The organism is Roseibium sp. (genome assembly GCF_965216085.1).
In the GTDB taxonomy this organism is placed as follows: Bacteria; Pseudomonadota; Alphaproteobacteria; order Rhizobiales; family Stappiaceae; genus Roseibium.
Map to the genome: position 1 here is coordinate 4,024,497 of NZ_OZ244138.1, position 16,163 is coordinate 4,040,659.

Sequence of the window (16,163 nt, forward strand, 5' to 3'; positions counted from 1 at the left end):
GTCTTGAGCCGGGATCAGCTAAGGGATTGACCCCGGATCAAAGCCGCGGCCAAGGCAACGGATTGCAAGGTTGGCCCAGCCCTAATCAGCGGACCAAAACATTCTTGAACTGCCAGGGGTCATTCTCGTCCAGATCTTCTGGGAAGAAGCCCGGGCGGCCCTCCAGTGGCGTCCAATCGGTGTAATAGCCTTTCACCGGACCGAGATAAGGCTTCTGGATTTCCAGGCAGCGCTTGTAGTCCATCTCATCGGTTTCCACGATCCCGGCTTCCGGATTTTCCAGCGCCCAGACCATTCCGGCTATCACAGCCGAACTTACCTGAAGACCTGTCGCATTCTGGTTGGGTGCCAGCTTACGGGTTTCCCCGATCGAAAGCTGCGACCCGTACCAATAGGCGTTTTTCTTGTGGCCGTAGAGCAGCGCTCCCAGCTCATCAGTACCATCCTGGATCTCTTTTTCCTCCAGGACATGCAGCGTGCCTTGAACCTTCCCAGCCGCACCAAACAGCTCGTGCAAGGACAAAACCGCATCATTGGCCGGATGATATGCGTAGTGGCAGGTTGGGCGGAATTTCAGCTTCTTGCCGTCATCCAGCGTGAAATAATCCGCGATCGAGATTGCTTCATTGTGAGTTACCAGATAGCCGAATTGCGGACCTGATGTCGGACACCATGTGCGCACGCGCGTGTTGGCCCCGGCTTGATCCAGATAGATCGAGGCGCGGCAGCCTTTGTCATGTTCTTTCGCGTTTTTGGGTTTCCAAGTTTCATGTGTCCCCCAGCCAAGTTCTGCAGGCTGAAATCCTTCAGACAGAAACCCTTCAACAGACCAGGTGTTCCAGAATGTGCCCTGCGGTTTTGGCTTCTTCGCCCGCTGAGTGTCCCGCTCGGCAATGTGGATGCCTTTGACACCGGTCTTGCGCATTAGCTTGGCCCAGCCTTTACGGTTCTTCGGCTCCTTGACCTTCACACCTGTTTCGGTAGCAACGTCAATCAGGGCCTGCTTGACGAACCAGGACACCATGCCGGGATTGGCTCCGCAGCAGGAAACGGCCGTTGTTCCGCCCGGGTTCTTTTTCTTTTCCCGGCGCACGGTTTCGCGAAGCGCGTAATTGGTCCGCTCAGCAGCTTTCGCGGTTTCATCGAAATAGAAGCCGAGCCAGGGTTCAACCACTGTGTCGATGTAAAGAACACCAAGTTTGCGGCAGAGTTTCATGAGATCAAGCGAAGACGTGTCCACCGAAAGGTTTACGACAAACCCCTGCCCTTCCCCCTCGGTCAGCAGAGGCGTTAGAATTTCTTTGTAATTGTCGGCAGTCAACGCGATCTTTTGGAACTTGTAGCCTTTGTCCGTCACCATTTTCGCATCGGTGTCCACCGGATCGATCACGGTGACGCGGCTTTTGTCGAAAGCAAAATGCCGCTCGATCAGCGGCAAAGTTCCCTTGCCGATGGATCCAAGGCCGATCATCACCAGTGGCCCGGTGATCGTTCCGTGGACCGGCCATTTCTTCGCAGCAGTCGTACGCCGTGGCGCTGCCTTGCGGGCGGTAGATTTACGCGCTGGGGTTTTGGCAGCCGTAGTGGGTTTCGCCTCAGCCGGTTTCGCTGCAGGTTTGCGCGCCGCGGGTTTCCTGGCAGCCGGCGTTTTAGCTGCAGCCGCTTTGCTGGCAGAAGCTTTTGCAGCTCCCGGTTTGGTGGCTGAGCTGGCCGCCGCCCGTGCAGCCGCCGGTTTTTGCGTCGACGGTTTGGCTGCTGACGTTTTCACGGTTGCCGTATTTGTTGTTCTGGAAGAGGCCGACGCAACCCTCGGCGTGCGCGGTTTTCTGGCAACTGATTTTACGGCAGTGGGTTTTGCAGCAGCCGTCTTTGCTGCGGGCGCCTTTGAAGCGCTCGCGGTAGCAGATGGTTTTGCCGCTGTTTTTGGAGCGGCAGCTCTGCGCTGCGCCGCCGGCTTGGCAGTCGGTGCAGTTGCCTCAGGTTTCGCTTCGACAGATTTTGCAGCTGTCCGGGATGACGGTCTCCGTGCCGGTGCCTTGGCTGTTGGAGCTTTTGTTGCTGCCGGTTTCGCAGCTGCAGCCTTTGCAGGCGGTTGCGCTGGCGTTTTGGGCTTTGTAGTTCCGGACCGGGTCGTTCTGGGAGGCTTGGCTGCTGCACGCGTTGCGGTTGGTTTAGCAGTTTCCGATTTTGCAGCAGCTGGCTTTGTAGCCGGAGTTTTGGACGCTGCGGCCGATTTTGATGCTGTGGGCTTGCGCCGCGTTGCCGGTTTGCGGGCCGGTTTTGCAGCCTCTTGTTTCGGCGCATCGCCATTGTTCTCGTCGGTCATTTCCAAAACTCCGAATTTATATGATCCGCCCGGCACTTGAACGCGGTCCGGTTGTCAAATCTCCCAAAGTCAAAAGCGCACTCAATGCGCATTTCTAGACATGCCGCGTTTTTTGCCAGAGCGCAAGCATATCCAAAAAAAAGAGCGGCGGGACAAACCGCCGCTCTCTCAGAACTGGATATGGAAACTATTTGGCTTTGTCAGATGACGTAGGACGCCAACGGCGCAAAGCCGTTGAAGCCAACCGACGAATACGTGGTTGTGTAGGCGCCACAGGCCTCGATCAGAACCTTGTCTCCTATCGATAAGCTGACAGGAAGCTCATAAGGTGTCTTTTCATAAAGCACATCGACACTGTCGCACGTTGGACCGGCCAAAACGCACGGAGCCGTTCGGTCGCCGTCCTTTGGGGTTTTGATCGGGTACCGGATTGCCTCATCCATGGTCTCTGCCAGTCCGTGGAACTTGCCAATGTCGAGATAGACCCAACGCACGTTGTCGTCTTCATGCTTCTTGGAGATGAGGACGACCTCTGCTTCGATCAGGCCGGCATTTCCGACCATGCCGCGGCCTGGCTCGATAATCGTACATGGCAGCTGGTTGCCGAAATGCTTGGAGAGCGCCTGGAAAATTGCCTCACCATAACGCGGCACGCCCGGAACATCTTTCAGGTAACGGGTCGGGAAACCGCCGCCCATGTTGACCATTTTTAGCGCGATACCGCGGAGCGCCATTTCCTTGAAGACATCTGCCGCCATGGCGAGAGCGAAATCCCAGGCTTCGAGGTTGGCTTGCTGGGAGCCGACGTGGAAGGAGACGCCATAGGCTTCAAGCCCGAGCCGGTGGGCATGTTCAAGGACGTCGGGTGCCATGGCCGGGTCGCAGCCGAATTTTCTGGACAATGGCCATTCGGCGCCGATGCCGTCACACAGGACGCGGCAGAAGACTTTGGATCCAGGGGCAACGCGGGCGATTTTTTCAACTTCTTCGACGGCGTCGACCGCAAAGAGCCGGACACCAAGCGCAAAGGCACGTGCAATGTCCTTCTCCTTCTTGATCGTATTGCCATAGGAAATGCGCGACGCATCGGCGCCGGTTGCCAAAACCATTTCCACTTCAGTTGGTGAAGCGCAGTCAAAGGACGAGCCAAGGCTCTCCAGCAGGTCCAGAATCTCCGGAGCCGGATTGGCTTTCACCGCATAGTAGACAGACGTGTCCGGCAAGGCCTTGGCGAAAGTTTCAAAATTCTCGCGCACGATGTCCAAATCGACAACAACACACGGGCCGTCATCGTCGCGTCGTCGCAAAAACTCGCGGATCCGCTCGCTCATGGGGATATCCCCTTTCCAATTTTCAGCTGCAGCTGCGCATCATGTCAGCTTCAAGCGCGCTGCAGGTTCACGTCGCAGGGGCTGCAAAGACAATTGCCGACCGCTCCGGGATGGAACCGGAGAGCGGATTGCGCTTCACAGCAACGGTTGGGCAATGCGCAGCTGAAGATCAGGCGCAAAGCTTTCCCGCGTCGGGAATGCCGTTGATTGGATCGGAAAACCGAACCGCACGTCGGGCAAGGATGTAACAAGTGCCTCTTCTGTTACCCCGGAGGTTGGACACCCCGGCAGAGACCAAAAGGGCCCTCTTTACGTCGTTGCTTTCAAACCGTCCGGATCGGCTGCCCCGCCCCTTGGCGGTGTTTATTGGCAGCTACCCCTTAAGAGGCCTCCTTCAAGAAGGGACCCCATGAACGGCCTCGGGCACGTGCGAATTTGGGCAGGCGCTATATGATCGAATTTGCTCTTCTGCGCAAGAGGTTTTTGACCACGCTGCACGAAGTTTTCCAGATGGGTAAACAGCAACCTTTCTGATGAACAGATCAAGTCTCTGCCCCGGAAAAGGCGTGGTCCAACCGCGAACCAAATCCGCGGATCTGTTGCCGGCCCTTCAAAGCGCCTTATGTCTTGAATTTGAATGCTTCAGCTGGCCGTCGGCGCTCCAATTTCACAACGAGGACCACACATGAGGAATGCTCCTACTTGCCTTTTGGCATTCTCAGCTTCAGCTGCTTTCTTCTGGGCTTCCTTCGTAACTCACGCCGAACCACACCGGTATGAGCTCGACCCGGCCCACACCACGATCGCCTTTAAGGTCGATCACTTGGGCTATGCCGATACGCTTGGGTTCTTTTTGACCTTCAATGGCGGCTTTACCTACGACATGGAGACACAGGAGCTGTCAGACCTGAACGTCACGGTGAGGACTGCAAGTATCGAAAGTTTTGACAAGGCGCGCGACAATCATCTGCGCAGGAAGGATTTTCTGAATTCAGAGGCCCATCCGGACATGGTGTTCATCGCGGATGGCGGCAAGGCTCTTTCGGAGACCTCCGGCACTGTCGCGGGCACTTTAACGCTGCTCGGACAAAGCCAGCCGCTGACACTGGAGGTGACCTTAAACAAGGCCGCCAAATACCCCTTCGGCCATGGCCGGTTCACCCTCGGCATCAGCGCCTCGGGCACCGTCAAACGCAGCGACTACGGCATGATGTACGCGGTTGAAAACGGCTTTGTCGGCGATGATGTGGACCTCATCATCGAAACGGAAGCCATGCGGGTGGAGTAGCCGAAAACGGTTCGAAAACTTCTGGTAAAATAAGAAAAACCAGGGAGCCATAGTCGGCTCCCTGGGTCATTCCGGGCCCCGGAGATTGGTGGGTGAGGCCCGATTAACGTCCGGAGGCGGGCTTCCGGACGCTATTCTCATTAAGCTCAACCGCGATTGTGGCCCTTGCCGTGTTTGCCCTTATGGCCACGCTTGAAGTCGGACTTGGTGATCACACCGTCCTTGTTGCGATCCGCCCGGTCCAGCATTTTGGTCATGGCTTGTTCGTGCTCTTCAGCTGTGATCGACAAGCTGCCATCGGCATCGGCGCGCTGGAACATGTTGACGATACGCGCGTCATTCACGGCCAGCCACAAAGGCCCGAAGTCATCCAGGGTGAAAGACCCGCTGCCGTTGGTGTCGGCCAGAGCAAACAGGTCTGCCCGTTTGGCATCGAAGTCTTCGCGGGTCACCGAGCCGCTGCCGTCCGTGTCAAAGAGGGTCATGAACATGCGTGCAGGCCCGCCACGGCCGTGATGTTTGCCGTGTCTGCCGCGTTTTTCGTTGCGCGCTTCTTTTTGCTCGCCTTGTTTGCCAGCTTTCTGGCCGCGCATTTGATCCTTTTGACCGCGGACGATTTCCACAACACCGTTGTCATCCCGGTCAAGCCGGTTGAACATCCGGTTCGCAACCCGGTCAACCTCTGCCTGGGTTACCGTGCCATCTCCATCGCGGTCGAGGCGCTGAAATGCCCGCACCATGCGGTCGTTGGTGCGCTCCAGAAACGCTGCCTTGAATTCGTCTAGGCTGACGTTTCCATCTCCATTAGTATCGGCAGATGCAAAATCCGCAGTCCGGACTTCGGAAATCTCAGCTTTTGTGATGACGCCATCTTTGTCGGTGTCGTAACGCTCAAACATGCGCTTGGCCGCACGCTTACCGCCGCGCATACCATAACCGCCATCAAAACCGCCGCGTTTGCCCATATGCGCAAAATTCTGTTCAGCCATTGCTTGGCCAGTTTGCCCCCCGCCCGCGCTTGCCGCGCCGGACTGGGCGTAAGCAGGCAGGCCAGCAGTTAAAGCAGTACCGGCAACACTTGCAGCCAAAGCAGCGATTGCAATCGTCTTGAACGGTTTCATTCCAACAACTCCTTGGTTCGTTGATGAGCTGAAGGTAGGTGGCAATTGTCGCAAGAATACCGGCAGATTTAGCCTCAAGTGTCGCAATTTGTCCCGGTTTCAGCGGCTGATACAGTCTGTTACAAACTCTGCTCGCGCTGGGGCGGTCTACCACCTATTTTGACCGTAGAAACAAAGTGATCCGTACCGCCAGAACACCTTCAGGCGATCAATTGGAGACTGACGTGAGCGATCCGAGCCCACATATTCTTGTTGTCGACGACCACCGCGATATTCGCGAGACGTTGGCGCGGTATCTTGTCAAGAATGGCCTGCGTGCGACAACGGCTGAAAACGCAGCCGCGGCCCGCAAGGCGCTGAAAGCCGCCTCGGTGGATCTGGTCGTTCTCGACATCATGATGCCGGGCGAAGATGGTTTGTCGTTGTGCAGGCATCTGGTGGAGACCGGTTCCCTTCCGGTTATCCTGCTGACCGCCATGGCCGACGACACCGACCGGGTGATCGGATTGGAGATCGGCGCGGACGATTATGTCACCAAGCCTTTTAACCCGCGCGAACTGCTCGCCCGGATCCGCGCAGTCCTTCGCCGGACGTCGCTAGCCCCCAAGGACCGGGATCCGATCGAGCAAGACCGGCTGCACTTCGAAGGCTGGTCGTTAAACGTCACACGCCGCGAATTGACCGACCCGGATAGCATAGCAGTGGCGCTCTCCAGCGGCGAGTTCCAGCTCCTGTGCGCATTTTTGAAGCGACCCAAAATGGTCCTCAACCGCGACCAGCTCCTGGACCTGACCTCAGGACGGACACCGCAGGTTTTTGACCGATCCATCGACAACCAGGTCTCACGCCTCCGCCGTAAGATCGAAGCAGATCCAAAAGATCCCAAACTGATCAAGACAGTTTGGGGGGGTGGCTACATATTCACAGCCGATGTGAAAGATCAGGCAGAATGACGGATCAGCCAGTCAAACCTGCACTCTACACGTATTTGTGGCCGCAGAAACTTGCGTCACAGCTGATCCTGCTTTTGCTGATTGCAATTGTCGTGGTTCAGGCGGTCTCAATCTTCATGTTTCATGATGAACGGCGGATTGCCCTGGTGGCGCTCGCACGCGACAGTATTCTGTCGCGTGCCATCTCTACCGCCGGGCTTTTGGAAGAAACACCTGCGTCCCTTCACGCGCGCATACTGGAAGCCAACAGCACCCGCTATGTTGCCTTTTGGACAGGAGATGTGCCGCTCGCTCCAGAACCGGGCAAGAGCCGGTTCGAGCAACGGGTTCAGCATTATGCCGCCAAGCGGCTCGGCGCAAAGCAGACCATCCATATCAATCTTCATTCCGATGAAAAACGCGGCCCTTCCTGGCGGGATCGAACCAAAGCGGAGCGGGAAAGCTGGCGCATGATACCGAAATCCGAACGCCCACGGCACTGGAAGCGGATCATGAACAAACCGGAAGATCTGTCCGTTTCCATTCAACTGGCAGATGGCAGCTGGCTCAATATGGCGACAAGTTACCGCCCGCCACCCGGCGCCTTTGTGCCTTTGGTTGTCCAGATTTCGCTCATGGCACTCGCCATCATCGGGATTGTTGCCTTTGCGGTGCGGCGGGTGACCCGTCCCCTGCTCAACCTGTCAGAGGCCGCAAACCGGCTCGGGCGCGGCGAGGATGTCGATGAATTGCCGGCAACTGGGCCTAAGGAAGTTCGCGCTGTGACACAGGCCTTTAATGACATGCAGGAACGGCTGACACGGTTTGTGCGCGACCGCACCCGCATGCTGGCAGCCATCAGTCACGACCTGAGAACACCGATCACTTCTCTGCGGCTGCGCGCAGAGTTCATCGACGATGATGAAAACCGGGAAAAGATGATCGAAACCCTCGATGACATAGCGGCCATGGCCGAGGCCGCGCTTCGTTTCGCTAAGGATGATGCCCGCCAGGAAGCTGCCGAACAGGCCGACCTCGGCGCCATGCTGCAAAGCATCGCGGACGATCAGCAGGACATGGGACATGCCTGTCAGGCAGACATTTACGAACGTATTATCCTGACCTGCCGTCCGCTGTCGCTTAAACGTGCGTTCAGAAACCTGATCGAAAACGGCATTCGCTATGGGGAAGCTGTTGCTGTAACTGCTGAGCGGCAAGATGGTGATGTTCTCATCCGCATCCACGATCAAGGCCCGGGCATTCCCGAGGATAAACTTCAGGACGTGTTCGAGCCGTTTGTGCGCCTGGAAGAAAGCCGCAGCGAAGAAACCGGCGGTATTGGCCTTGGCCTTGCCATCGCCCGCTCAATCATTCATGCACACGGTGGAACGATTAATCTCAAGAATGCGCTCGGCGGGGGACTGCTGGTAGAAATCCGGCTGCCTGCTTGATTTACATACCCGGGGACTATGTTGAGATGAAATTGAGCTGAGCGTCGACGATCTGCCGCCAGACGGGATCGGATGGCAAATAAACATGATTGCGGCTGTCGACTTGCAGAAACTCAGCACCCGGTATTGCGCCCGCAATTAAACGCCCTTGTGAAACCGGATGCAGCGCGTCGTTGCTTGCATGAATGACCAATGTTGGCGCAGTTACGGCTTGCAACCGATCTAGAACATCAAATTGATCAATGGCTTCTCGGATGCGCGCTGCATTTTCCGGCGAACACGATGCGAGCTGAATTTCGACGAGATTGTCTAATTCCTCTTTAGAAGCTTCCGGGCAAAAAACCGATGTAAACGCAATCATAAATGCGCTCTTTGGATTTCCCCATCCTGACCGGATCAAAGAAAGCAATGCCTTTGCCTCGTCATCGGCGTAGTCGTGGTCGCGCTTTGCTCGCCCTTGAGCAAACCCGCCGAACAGCACTAAATGGCTGATACGGTCCGGGTGATTGGCAGCCACATTAATGGCAACCGGCACTCCTTGAGACGATGCAATCAATGGAAATCTGTCGAGTCCTGCGGCATCAGCGACTGCCAAAAGGTCCTCCGTGTACGCGTTGAGGCCCGTGTCGCGGAGCTGTGGATCAGATAATCCCGTACCGCGCTGGTCAAAACGGACAAGACTATGATCGGCGCTCAACGCTTCGAGATAGGGTTTCCAAACCGGGCTCGACCAGTCCATTTCCAAATGGGTGAGAAAGTGGCCCGCACGCATCACTTTTGCCCCCTCACCTGACACGGCAAATGCCAGCTGAGTTCCGTCATTGGAGGACGTGAAGCGAATTGTCTGTTTCAACAGAGAGTTTTGACGTGTCCAGGGTTTTAAATCTTCAGAAGACACATCCGCGATCAGTTCGATTCCACGCCGCGGGATTGTCTTTATTACACTTTGAGCCTTTCCCGTATCCCCGACAGCGGTGCGTGCTGCGCTGATCCGGGCGCTGATCGCCGCTTCAGAAACAATCCGGCCACTCCAGACTGTATAGATCAATTGATCCTTGGTAACCAAGGCTCCTGCATTTTCCACCAAAAGCTTTATTAGATCAAAGACTTGAGGCTCCACTGAGACCGGTTTCCCAGCCTTTTCCAAACTATAGCTTTCTGTATCCAGAACACAGTCTGCAAAGTGATAGCGCATTCCACCTTCCCTGAATGAGTAGTTCAAAATGACCAAGGCGGGGACCAACTGCAATCAGTTAGGTTCAGAATAAAGGAAGACACAAGGTTCTCTAAAGACCGCCTTCAAGCGAGACGAACCAATTGAAGCAAAAGTTCTTCCGGTTAGATGCAATCCGGGAGAACCAAAATGACCATTGATCACACAGCTCATAAAACCTTGAAATCCGGTTCAATAGACTATGCCTATTACGACCGGAAGGCACGAAAGCTGCGTAGTCACGACACCATAGTAATCTGCTCTTCCATAAAAACCACATTGCAACAGGCAACAGGTGCCGTTCGCCGATTTGTCACCAAAGCAGTTTTGCGGATCGTGCGTCTTTATCAACGCATTGGCTGTTTGAAATTATTGCACCAAACAAAACAAATGCCGCACCCAAGTCACTAAGCGGGCTTGCCAAATGTGGAAATCCCTTGTTTCAATCTGCTTTCGAAACCAAATCAAATTTGAAACTATAAATGCCACAGGAAATGAGCCCGTGCTGCGTTCGGCCGGGCTCATGAAAATAGAAATCTGGGAGGACCCAATGATCACCATGAACCGCCGCAAGGCCTTATCCCTTATTGGCGCTGCTGCCGCCACCTCGACCCTGAGCGCCCCAGCCATTGCGAGCAATCGCAAGATCAAAGTTGGTGCGCTACGGTTCACCTCTCATTCCGGCAGTTTTGTTGCCTTTGAGCGCGGGTATTTCGCGGACGCCGGTCTGGACGTGGAGTTCAAGTTCTTCCAGGCGGCTCAACCGATGGCCGTTGCGATCGCTTCCGGAGATATCGACTATGCCGTGACTGCGGTTTCCGGTGGCCTGATTTCACTTGCCGGCAAGGGCGCGATCAAGGTGATTGGTGGCGCGCTGTCCGAGAAGAAAGGCATCGACGGCCAGAAGATCCTGGCATCCGATGCTGCATTTTCTGCAGGCCTGAAAACACCGGCGGACCTCGGCGGTAAGACATTCGGCATTTCCACTGCGGGTTCTTCTTTCCACTACATGGGTTCCAACATCGCCTCGGCAGAAGGCGTCGACGTCAAGTTCAAGCCGCTACAGAAGGTCGGCGCGATTATTGGTGCCCTTAAGTCAGGGCAAATCGATGCCTGGTCGATCGTTCCGCATATTGCCAAACCGCTGGCCGGCTCCGGCAAGGTCCATATCATCGGCAATGTCGTTGACTACCTGCCTAACTATCAGGTCACCACAGTGTTCACGTCGTCTAAAAACGCCGATAATGAACAGGCCATGACCAAGGATTTCCTGGGCGCATATTCCAAGGGTGTTGCCGACTATGATGCTGCCATGGTCCAGAAATCAGGCGGTGACGACGGTATGAACCAGATGGTCGATCTCATTCACAAATATGTCTATGTCGACCGCCCGCGCGAGAAAGCTGCGCCGTCGATCATCAACGGCTCTATGTATCTGAACGAAGGCGCGGCACTGAACATCACGTCTATCGAAAACCAGCTTGCCTGGTTCCAGTCTGAAGACCTGGTGTCCAAGGAAATCTCCATCGACACGCTGGTCGATCCGTCCTACGTCGAGATCATCAAGTCTTGATTTGAGATATTAAGGTGGGCGGCTCCGCCCGCCTTTTCCGGAGAAATTTATGGACTTGCGTCTTCAGGGCGTCGGACATTCCTACGATGATGTCACTGTCTTAAAGGACATCACGCTGGACGTGCCGCGCGGCCATATCGTCTGCATTGTCGGCCCGTCCGGCTGCGGCAAATCCACTTTGCTCCGCTTTATTGGTGGATTGGAGCAGCCAACGGAAGGCAAGGTTCTTCAGATTGGGACACCTCCGGCCGACAGCCTTAATCCGCTGACCTATGTCTTTCAGGATTTTGCACTGCTGCCCTGGCGCTCCGTTGCAGGCAATATCTCGCTGGTTCTGGAAGATCATGGGATCCGCGATCAGGCGGCAAAAGAAATCATCGATGATGTTCTTGCCCGGACCAACCTAACCGGCTTTGAAAAAGCACTTCCAAAACAGCTCTCCGGCGGCATGAAACAGCGTGTTGCGATTGCTAGGGCCCTCGCCGTCCGCCCGGCAGTTATGCTGATGGATGAACCGCTGTCCGCACTCGACAGCCAGACCCGCGAACTGTTGATGGACGATTTGGTCGGGCTTTGGACACGCTCTCCGTTCACAGCAGTTTATGTAACTCACAATTTGGCCGAAGCGGTCCGCCTCGGGCATTCCATCGTTGTTTTGTCACGTCGCCCGGGCAAGATCCGGGAGATCGTCACCTTGGACAAACCCTTGCAGGATCGCCAGATGGGTGACGCTGATCTGGAAGAAAAACAGAAACACCTGTGGTCGCTCCTGCGTGAAGAAGCCCGCACTGCGGATACGGAGTTGCTCGATGGCTGATGCAACGCAATCTGAAAACCTATCGGCCGGACAGCAAACTGTGCGGTTCCGCGGAGGTGGATTTGCTCCGAAACCCCGCCGCTGGACCGGTCTCGTGGTGTTCGCGCTGCTGATCCTGGTGATGGAATGGGGAACCCAGACCGGCTGGATTTCCGCGCTAACTCTACCCAAACCATCCGATGTTTTTGCGACCCTGATCGAACTCTACCAATCCGGCCAGTTCACCGCCCATATGGTACCGTCTCTTACGCGCCTTGCCGTCGGCGCCTTTCTCGGTGCGGTCGCGGGCATCGGGACGGGCATCCTGATCGGGCTCTTTAGTTACTTCCGGTCGGGCCTGGTCCCCTTGGTTGCAGCGCTGTTTCCAGTTCCCAAAATCGCGCTCTTGCCTCTGTTTGTCATCTGGTTCGGCATCGACGAGGGGTCCAAATACGCGCTGATTGCTTTCGGAACCTTCACCCCGACTGTGGTTGCGACCTATGGCGCTGTCGATAACGTTGACCGAACGCTCATCCGCATGGGCCAAAGTTTCGGCCTCACCTGGTTGTCGATCGTCCGGAAAATCATCCTGCCTGGGGCGATGCCTGGCATCCTATCGGGCCTGCGCATTTCGCTCGCCATTGCGATCATTCTGCTGACTGCGGCAGAAATGCTCGGTGCAGAATACGGTATCGGCGCCTATGTGCTCCAGGCTGGATCACTTTATGACCTCGACCGTCTGTTTGCAGGCGTGGTGATCCTGTCGCTGTTGGGTGTGATCATCAACGCACTGATCGGAGCGATCGAGCGGCGTCTCTTAAGCTGGCGCGTCTAACCGCCGGCTACCGCCTCACTTCCAATTCACCGGCATAGGTCTTGTCATCAACCGGCTCCATCCACTCGGCAACGGAGCCGTTTTCAGCTTCATGGATTGCCAGATGTACCATAGAGACATGCCGGGCAGCGCCATGCCAGTGTTTGACAGCCGGCGGGATCCAGATGACATCGCCGGGCATGATGGACAGTTTTTCCTGCCCCCAAAGCTGGACAAATCCGGCGCCGCTCAGGATCTGCAACGTTTGACCGAGCGGATGCGTGTGCCAATGGGTGCGCGCACCGGGTTCAAAAGTGACTTGGACCACCTGCACCCTGCCCGGTTTGGGCGATTCAATCACCGGGTCTTGCCAAACCGCGCCAGTAAAATAATCCGGATTGGCCCGTTTGGTCGGCCGTGACCCGGCCTCATAGACCGTCAACACACTCATGAAGCACTCTCCTGCGCGGCCTCTTTCGCCGCAGGCTTGGGGTTGCGCTTCCAGTTGATCAGAAGAACACCGAATATGGCAAGGCAAATCCCGGCAAAGGTTTCCAGGTCGAGCGTTTCATTCAAAAAAACGACTCCCAGTACAACACCGACCCCGGAGCGCAAATAGGCCTGGCTCGCCGTGCCCATCGACCCGATCGTGTTGATCAGCCGGAAGTAAATCAAAAAAGCAAAGGCGGTACAAAAGACGCTCAGAACCCCGGCAGCAGTCAGGCTTTCATTGGAGATTTGCAAGGCCCATGGCTGATCCAGAACAAGACTGAAAGGCAGAAGTGTTGCCGTCGCGCAGATCAAGGTGCCGGCGGCCGTGACCATTGGCGGCAAATGCGCAAACCGGCGCCCGCGGATTGCGGCAATGCCATAAAGGGCTGCACCTGCAAGGACCGCCACCTGCGGCATGAATGCACCGCCAAGGCTTTCCAGCGCGCCTGTGCCGACGATCAGTACAATCCCAGCAACACCTGCCAACGCTCCAAACAACTGCTGAATTGCCGGCCGCTCGCTGCCCGACATCAAAACCAGCGAAAAGAAAAAGACAAATAGCGGTGACGTTGAATTGAGGACACTGGCAACAGCGCTGTCGACCGACTGTTGCCCCCAGGCCAGTAACATCCAGGGGCCAGTACTGTTAACGATCGACTGAATGAAAAACAGCCACCAGGTTTGCCTGTCCGTCGGCAGTTTGAGGCCGCACAGCGCCAGAATACCAAGCAGAACCAGGGACGCCAAGCCGACCCGCAGTGTGATCAGAGTAAACGGCGGAATGGTGTCCAGCGCTACGCTGATCCACATGTAGGAGGAGCCCCAAAGGAGCGCGAGCAATCCCAGAAGGCCAAATTCAAAGACTCTGCCGGACATCATTCCCCCTGATCATGAAGGGCGCGGCTGTCAGCCGGTGCCTGCTCCCGATCCTCCATGCCATAGTCCCGCAGAACGGTGCAGACCCGCAGGCGGTAGTCCTTAAAATAGCTGTTGCGGCCCGCGGCTTGCGCTTTCCGGTGCTGGGTAAGCTGACGCCATTCGTTGAGGGCTGCCTCATCGCGGAAAAACGACAAGGACAAAAGCTTTTCCGGGTTGGTCAGACTCTGAAATCGCTCCACTGACAAAAATCCATCAATCTCCTCGACCAATGGCCGCATCTCAGCGGCCACATCGAGATAATTCTGTTTCTTGTCTTCATGCGGCGTGACTTCAAATATGACGGCGATCATTGGTTCTCTCCCTCAAACCCAACCAACTTGCTGTGCGGCGCGGAGGCCAGTTTCAAAAACGTCCGGTCTTCTCTCAAGATAAATTTTTCCCGCATCGCAAATTCATAGTTTTCCTTGCCCAGAGGATCGGCAGAAAGCCGCGCACGGTAAGCCTCATAGGCGGCGAGGGTCTCAATGGAATAAACACCATAGGCCAGTGTGGTAGAGCCTTCGTGCGGGGCGTAATAGCCGATCAAGTCTGCGCCGCACCGGGGAACCGCTTCGCCCCAATTTCGGGCATAGGTTTCAAATTGCGCCTTTTTTGTCGGGTCGATGTGATAGCGGATAAAGCAAGTGATCATTCGGAACCTTCTTTCTAGGGAATTGCGAAGGCCCTTTCTCTGCCACGGTTTGTCGTGCCAATGCTTCGACGCAGGCCGAAGTGTTTTTGATGGCGTTCGAAGTGGGTTCGTGGCACCATCGCAAGAATACTTCGATGGAGGACGAGGCATGAAAGATGGACCGGACATTGCCCGTATAGGTGCGTTAATCGGCGATCCCGCCCGCGCCAACATCCTCTCGGCTCTTATGAGCGGTAAGGCACTGACAGCAACGGAATTGGCAGTTGAAGCTGGGATTACCGGACAGACCGCCAGTTCTCATTTGAAGAAACTCATGGAAGGCGGCTTGCTGACCCAGGCCAAACAAGGCCGCCACAGATATTTCGCTTTGGCAGGCGCCGACGTCGGATCAATGCTAGAAGCCCTAATGGGCCTTGCCGCGAAAAAGGGGCACCTGCGGACACGAACTGGGCCGAGAGACCCTGCCATGCGAACCGCCCGCGTCTGTTATGACCATCTGGCCGGTGATATGGCCGTCAGGATATATGACAGTTTTCAATCCCGTGGTTTTCTCCAGGCGGCCTCAGGCGAAAGCAGCCTCGGGCTGACCGCTGGGGGCGAGGACTTTGCAAGGTCATTAGGGATTGATCTGGACCAGTTGATAGCTGCCCGCCGGCCGCTCTGCCGCGCCTGTTTGGACTGGAGCGAACGGCGCAATCATTTGGCAGGCAGCCTCGGCGCCGCGCTCCTGACCCGCTTTCAGGACAACAGATGGCTGAGAAAAGAGCCGGACAGCCGCGTTGTGCATATCTCGCCGAAAGGGGAAACGGAGCTAATAAAGCTGTTTCCGGTCACCTGACCAAAGCACACCCGGCCAACGCCGGGTGTTTTGCAAAACCGCCTCCGCAGATGGAATTTTATTGCCAAGTTCTGGGCTGCTGCCGGATGAGGCCTATGGGGCTACAGGTGGAAACTCTACCGCGCTTTGCGGCCCTGACGGGCTTCGCGGAAACTGCGGTATAGGCGGGCTGGCAGCCAGGGCAGCCGGTCCCGGTTGTAGTCTTGGCGTTGGTTGATCAAAATAGTTTTCGCAACTTGCACAATCATTTTTATCTCCTTGCCCGGACAAAAGACCCGGTTCCTTATTGCTTGATTTAAAAATAGCGCACCAAGTGCACTTTTTCAAGAGCGCACCTGGTGCACATTGTGCAAAATTTCTTTTTATTTCCTTACGCCTTGCCCATCCAAACCGGGTCCATATTTTGTTAGCCGGATTA

19 protein-coding genes are annotated in these 16,163 nt (G+C 55.9%); 10 read left to right on the plus strand and 9 right to left on the minus strand.

Annotation, left to right across the window (positions count from 1 at the left end; all coding sequences use genetic code 11):
- Window positions 1-85: 85 nt before the first annotated feature.
- Window positions 86-1,471 (minus strand): homospermidine synthase, encoded by a 1,386-nt coding sequence (locus ACOOFE_RS18920; RefSeq protein WP_420411494.1) that lies wholly within the window; start codon window positions 1,469-1,471, stop codon window positions 86-88.
- Here ACOOFE_RS18920 and ACOOFE_RS18925 point away from each other — a divergent pair.
- Complete coding sequence (locus tag ACOOFE_RS18925; protein ID WP_420411495.1) at window positions 1,446-2,366, plus strand: hypothetical protein; 921 nt, start codon at window positions 1,446-1,448, stop codon at window positions 2,364-2,366. The two genes, ACOOFE_RS18920 and ACOOFE_RS18925, sit on opposite strands and share 26 nt — an antisense overlap.
- Window positions 2,367-2,526: 160 nt before the next feature.
- Here ACOOFE_RS18925 and ACOOFE_RS18930 read toward each other — a convergent pair whose 3' ends face one another.
- Entirely contained in the window at window positions 2,527-3,657 is a 1,131-nt protein-coding gene (locus tag ACOOFE_RS18930) for a type III PLP-dependent enzyme (RefSeq protein WP_420411496.1), read from the minus strand.
- Window positions 3,658-3,698: 41 nt separating this feature from the next.
- On the opposite strand from ACOOFE_RS18930, the gene ACOOFE_RS18935 reads away from it, so the two are divergent.
- A complete protein-coding gene (locus ACOOFE_RS18935) occupies window positions 3,699-3,905 on the plus strand; it encodes a hypothetical protein (protein ID WP_420411497.1) in 207 nt (68 codons plus the stop codon).
- Window positions 3,906-4,342: 437 nt separating this feature from the next.
- Window positions 4,343-4,945, plus strand: a complete 603-nt coding sequence (locus tag ACOOFE_RS18940) for a YceI family protein (protein WP_420411498.1) — start codon at window positions 4,343-4,345, stop codon at window positions 4,943-4,945.
- A gap of 146 nt (window positions 4,946-5,091) precedes the next feature.
- Here the strand turns inward: ACOOFE_RS18940 and ACOOFE_RS18945 are convergent, their stop codons facing one another.
- Window positions 5,092-6,066, minus strand: a complete 975-nt coding sequence (locus tag ACOOFE_RS18945) for an EF-hand domain-containing protein (protein WP_420411499.1) — start codon at window positions 6,064-6,066, stop codon at window positions 5,092-5,094.
- Window positions 6,067-6,290: 224 nt separating this feature from the next.
- Between ACOOFE_RS18945 and ACOOFE_RS18950 the strand changes: the two genes are divergently transcribed.
- Both ACOOFE_RS18950 and ACOOFE_RS18955 read left to right on the plus strand, forming a co-directional pair.
- Window positions 6,291-7,019 (plus strand): response regulator, encoded by a 729-nt coding sequence (locus ACOOFE_RS18950; RefSeq protein WP_420411500.1) that lies wholly within the window; start codon window positions 6,291-6,293, stop codon window positions 7,017-7,019.
- Window positions 7,016-8,449: an ATP-binding protein gene (locus ACOOFE_RS18955; RefSeq protein ID WP_420411501.1), complete on the plus strand. Its 1,434-nt coding sequence runs from the start codon at window positions 7,016-7,018 to the stop codon at window positions 8,447-8,449. The genes ACOOFE_RS18950 and ACOOFE_RS18955 overlap by 4 nt, the downstream gene beginning before the upstream one ends.
- Window positions 8,450-8,465: 16 nt before the next feature.
- Here the strand turns inward: ACOOFE_RS18955 and ACOOFE_RS18960 are convergent, their stop codons facing one another.
- Window positions 8,466-9,644, minus strand: coding sequence for an alpha/beta fold hydrolase (locus ACOOFE_RS18960; protein WP_420411502.1), 1,179 nt, complete (start codon window positions 9,642-9,644; stop codon window positions 8,466-8,468).
- Between the two features lie 168 nt (window positions 9,645-9,812).
- Here ACOOFE_RS18960 and ACOOFE_RS18965 point away from each other — a divergent pair, with 168 nt between their 5' ends.
- The 4 genes from ACOOFE_RS18965 (at window position 9,813) to ACOOFE_RS18980 (ending at window position 12,866) form a co-directional block, all read left to right on the plus strand.
- Window positions 9,813-10,073 (plus strand): hypothetical protein, encoded by a 261-nt coding sequence (locus ACOOFE_RS18965; protein WP_420411503.1) that lies wholly within the window; start codon window positions 9,813-9,815, stop codon window positions 10,071-10,073.
- A gap of 139 nt (window positions 10,074-10,212) precedes the next feature.
- On the plus strand, window positions 10,213-11,235 hold the full coding sequence (locus ACOOFE_RS18970; RefSeq protein ID WP_420411504.1) for an ABC transporter substrate-binding protein: 1,023 nt from the start codon (window positions 10,213-10,215) through the stop codon (window positions 11,233-11,235).
- Between the two features lie 49 nt (window positions 11,236-11,284).
- Complete coding sequence (locus tag ACOOFE_RS18975; protein ID WP_420411505.1) at window positions 11,285-12,052, plus strand: ABC transporter ATP-binding protein; 768 nt, start codon at window positions 11,285-11,287, stop codon at window positions 12,050-12,052.
- Window positions 12,045-12,866: an ABC transporter permease gene (locus ACOOFE_RS18980; RefSeq protein WP_420411506.1), complete on the plus strand. Its 822-nt coding sequence runs from the start codon at window positions 12,045-12,047 to the stop codon at window positions 12,864-12,866. Before ACOOFE_RS18975 ends, ACOOFE_RS18980 begins: the two co-directional genes overlap by 8 nt.
- Window positions 12,867-12,873: 7 nt before the next feature.
- Here ACOOFE_RS18980 and ACOOFE_RS18985 read toward each other — a convergent pair whose 3' ends face one another.
- Genes ACOOFE_RS18985 through ACOOFE_RS19000 form a run of 4 tightly spaced genes read right to left on the minus strand, consistent with a single transcriptional unit; the run spans window position 12,874 to window position 14,907 of the window.
- A complete protein-coding gene (locus ACOOFE_RS18985) occupies window positions 12,874-13,296 on the minus strand; it encodes a (R)-mandelonitrile lyase (protein ID WP_420411507.1) in 423 nt (140 codons plus the stop codon).
- Window positions 13,293-14,213, minus strand: a complete 921-nt coding sequence (locus ACOOFE_RS18990; RefSeq protein ID WP_420411508.1) for a DMT family transporter — start codon at window positions 14,211-14,213, stop codon at window positions 13,293-13,295. The genes ACOOFE_RS18985 and ACOOFE_RS18990 overlap by 4 nt, the downstream gene beginning before the upstream one ends.
- Window positions 14,213-14,566 carry an antibiotic biosynthesis monooxygenase family protein gene (locus ACOOFE_RS18995; RefSeq protein ID WP_420411509.1) on the minus strand — a complete coding sequence of 118 codons (354 nt, stop codon included), beginning with the start codon at window positions 14,564-14,566 and terminating at the stop codon, window positions 14,213-14,215. Before ACOOFE_RS18995 ends, ACOOFE_RS18990 begins: the two co-directional genes overlap by 1 nt.
- Window positions 14,563-14,907: an NIPSNAP family protein gene (locus tag ACOOFE_RS19000; protein WP_420411510.1), complete on the minus strand. Its 345-nt coding sequence runs from the start codon at window positions 14,905-14,907 to the stop codon at window positions 14,563-14,565. Before ACOOFE_RS19000 ends, ACOOFE_RS18995 begins: the two co-directional genes overlap by 4 nt.
- A gap of 148 nt (window positions 14,908-15,055) precedes the next feature.
- Here ACOOFE_RS19000 and ACOOFE_RS19005 point away from each other — a divergent pair, with 148 nt between their 5' ends.
- Window positions 15,056-15,745, plus strand: coding sequence for an ArsR/SmtB family transcription factor (locus ACOOFE_RS19005; protein ID WP_420411511.1), 690 nt, complete (start codon window positions 15,056-15,058; stop codon window positions 15,743-15,745).
- 116 nt (window positions 15,746-15,861) lie between these two features.
- Here ACOOFE_RS19005 and ACOOFE_RS19010 read toward each other — a convergent pair whose 3' ends face one another.
- Window positions 15,862-15,993, minus strand: a complete 132-nt coding sequence (locus tag ACOOFE_RS19010) for a hypothetical protein (RefSeq protein ID WP_420411512.1) — start codon at window positions 15,991-15,993, stop codon at window positions 15,862-15,864.
- Window positions 15,994-16,163: the final 170 nt, after the last annotated feature.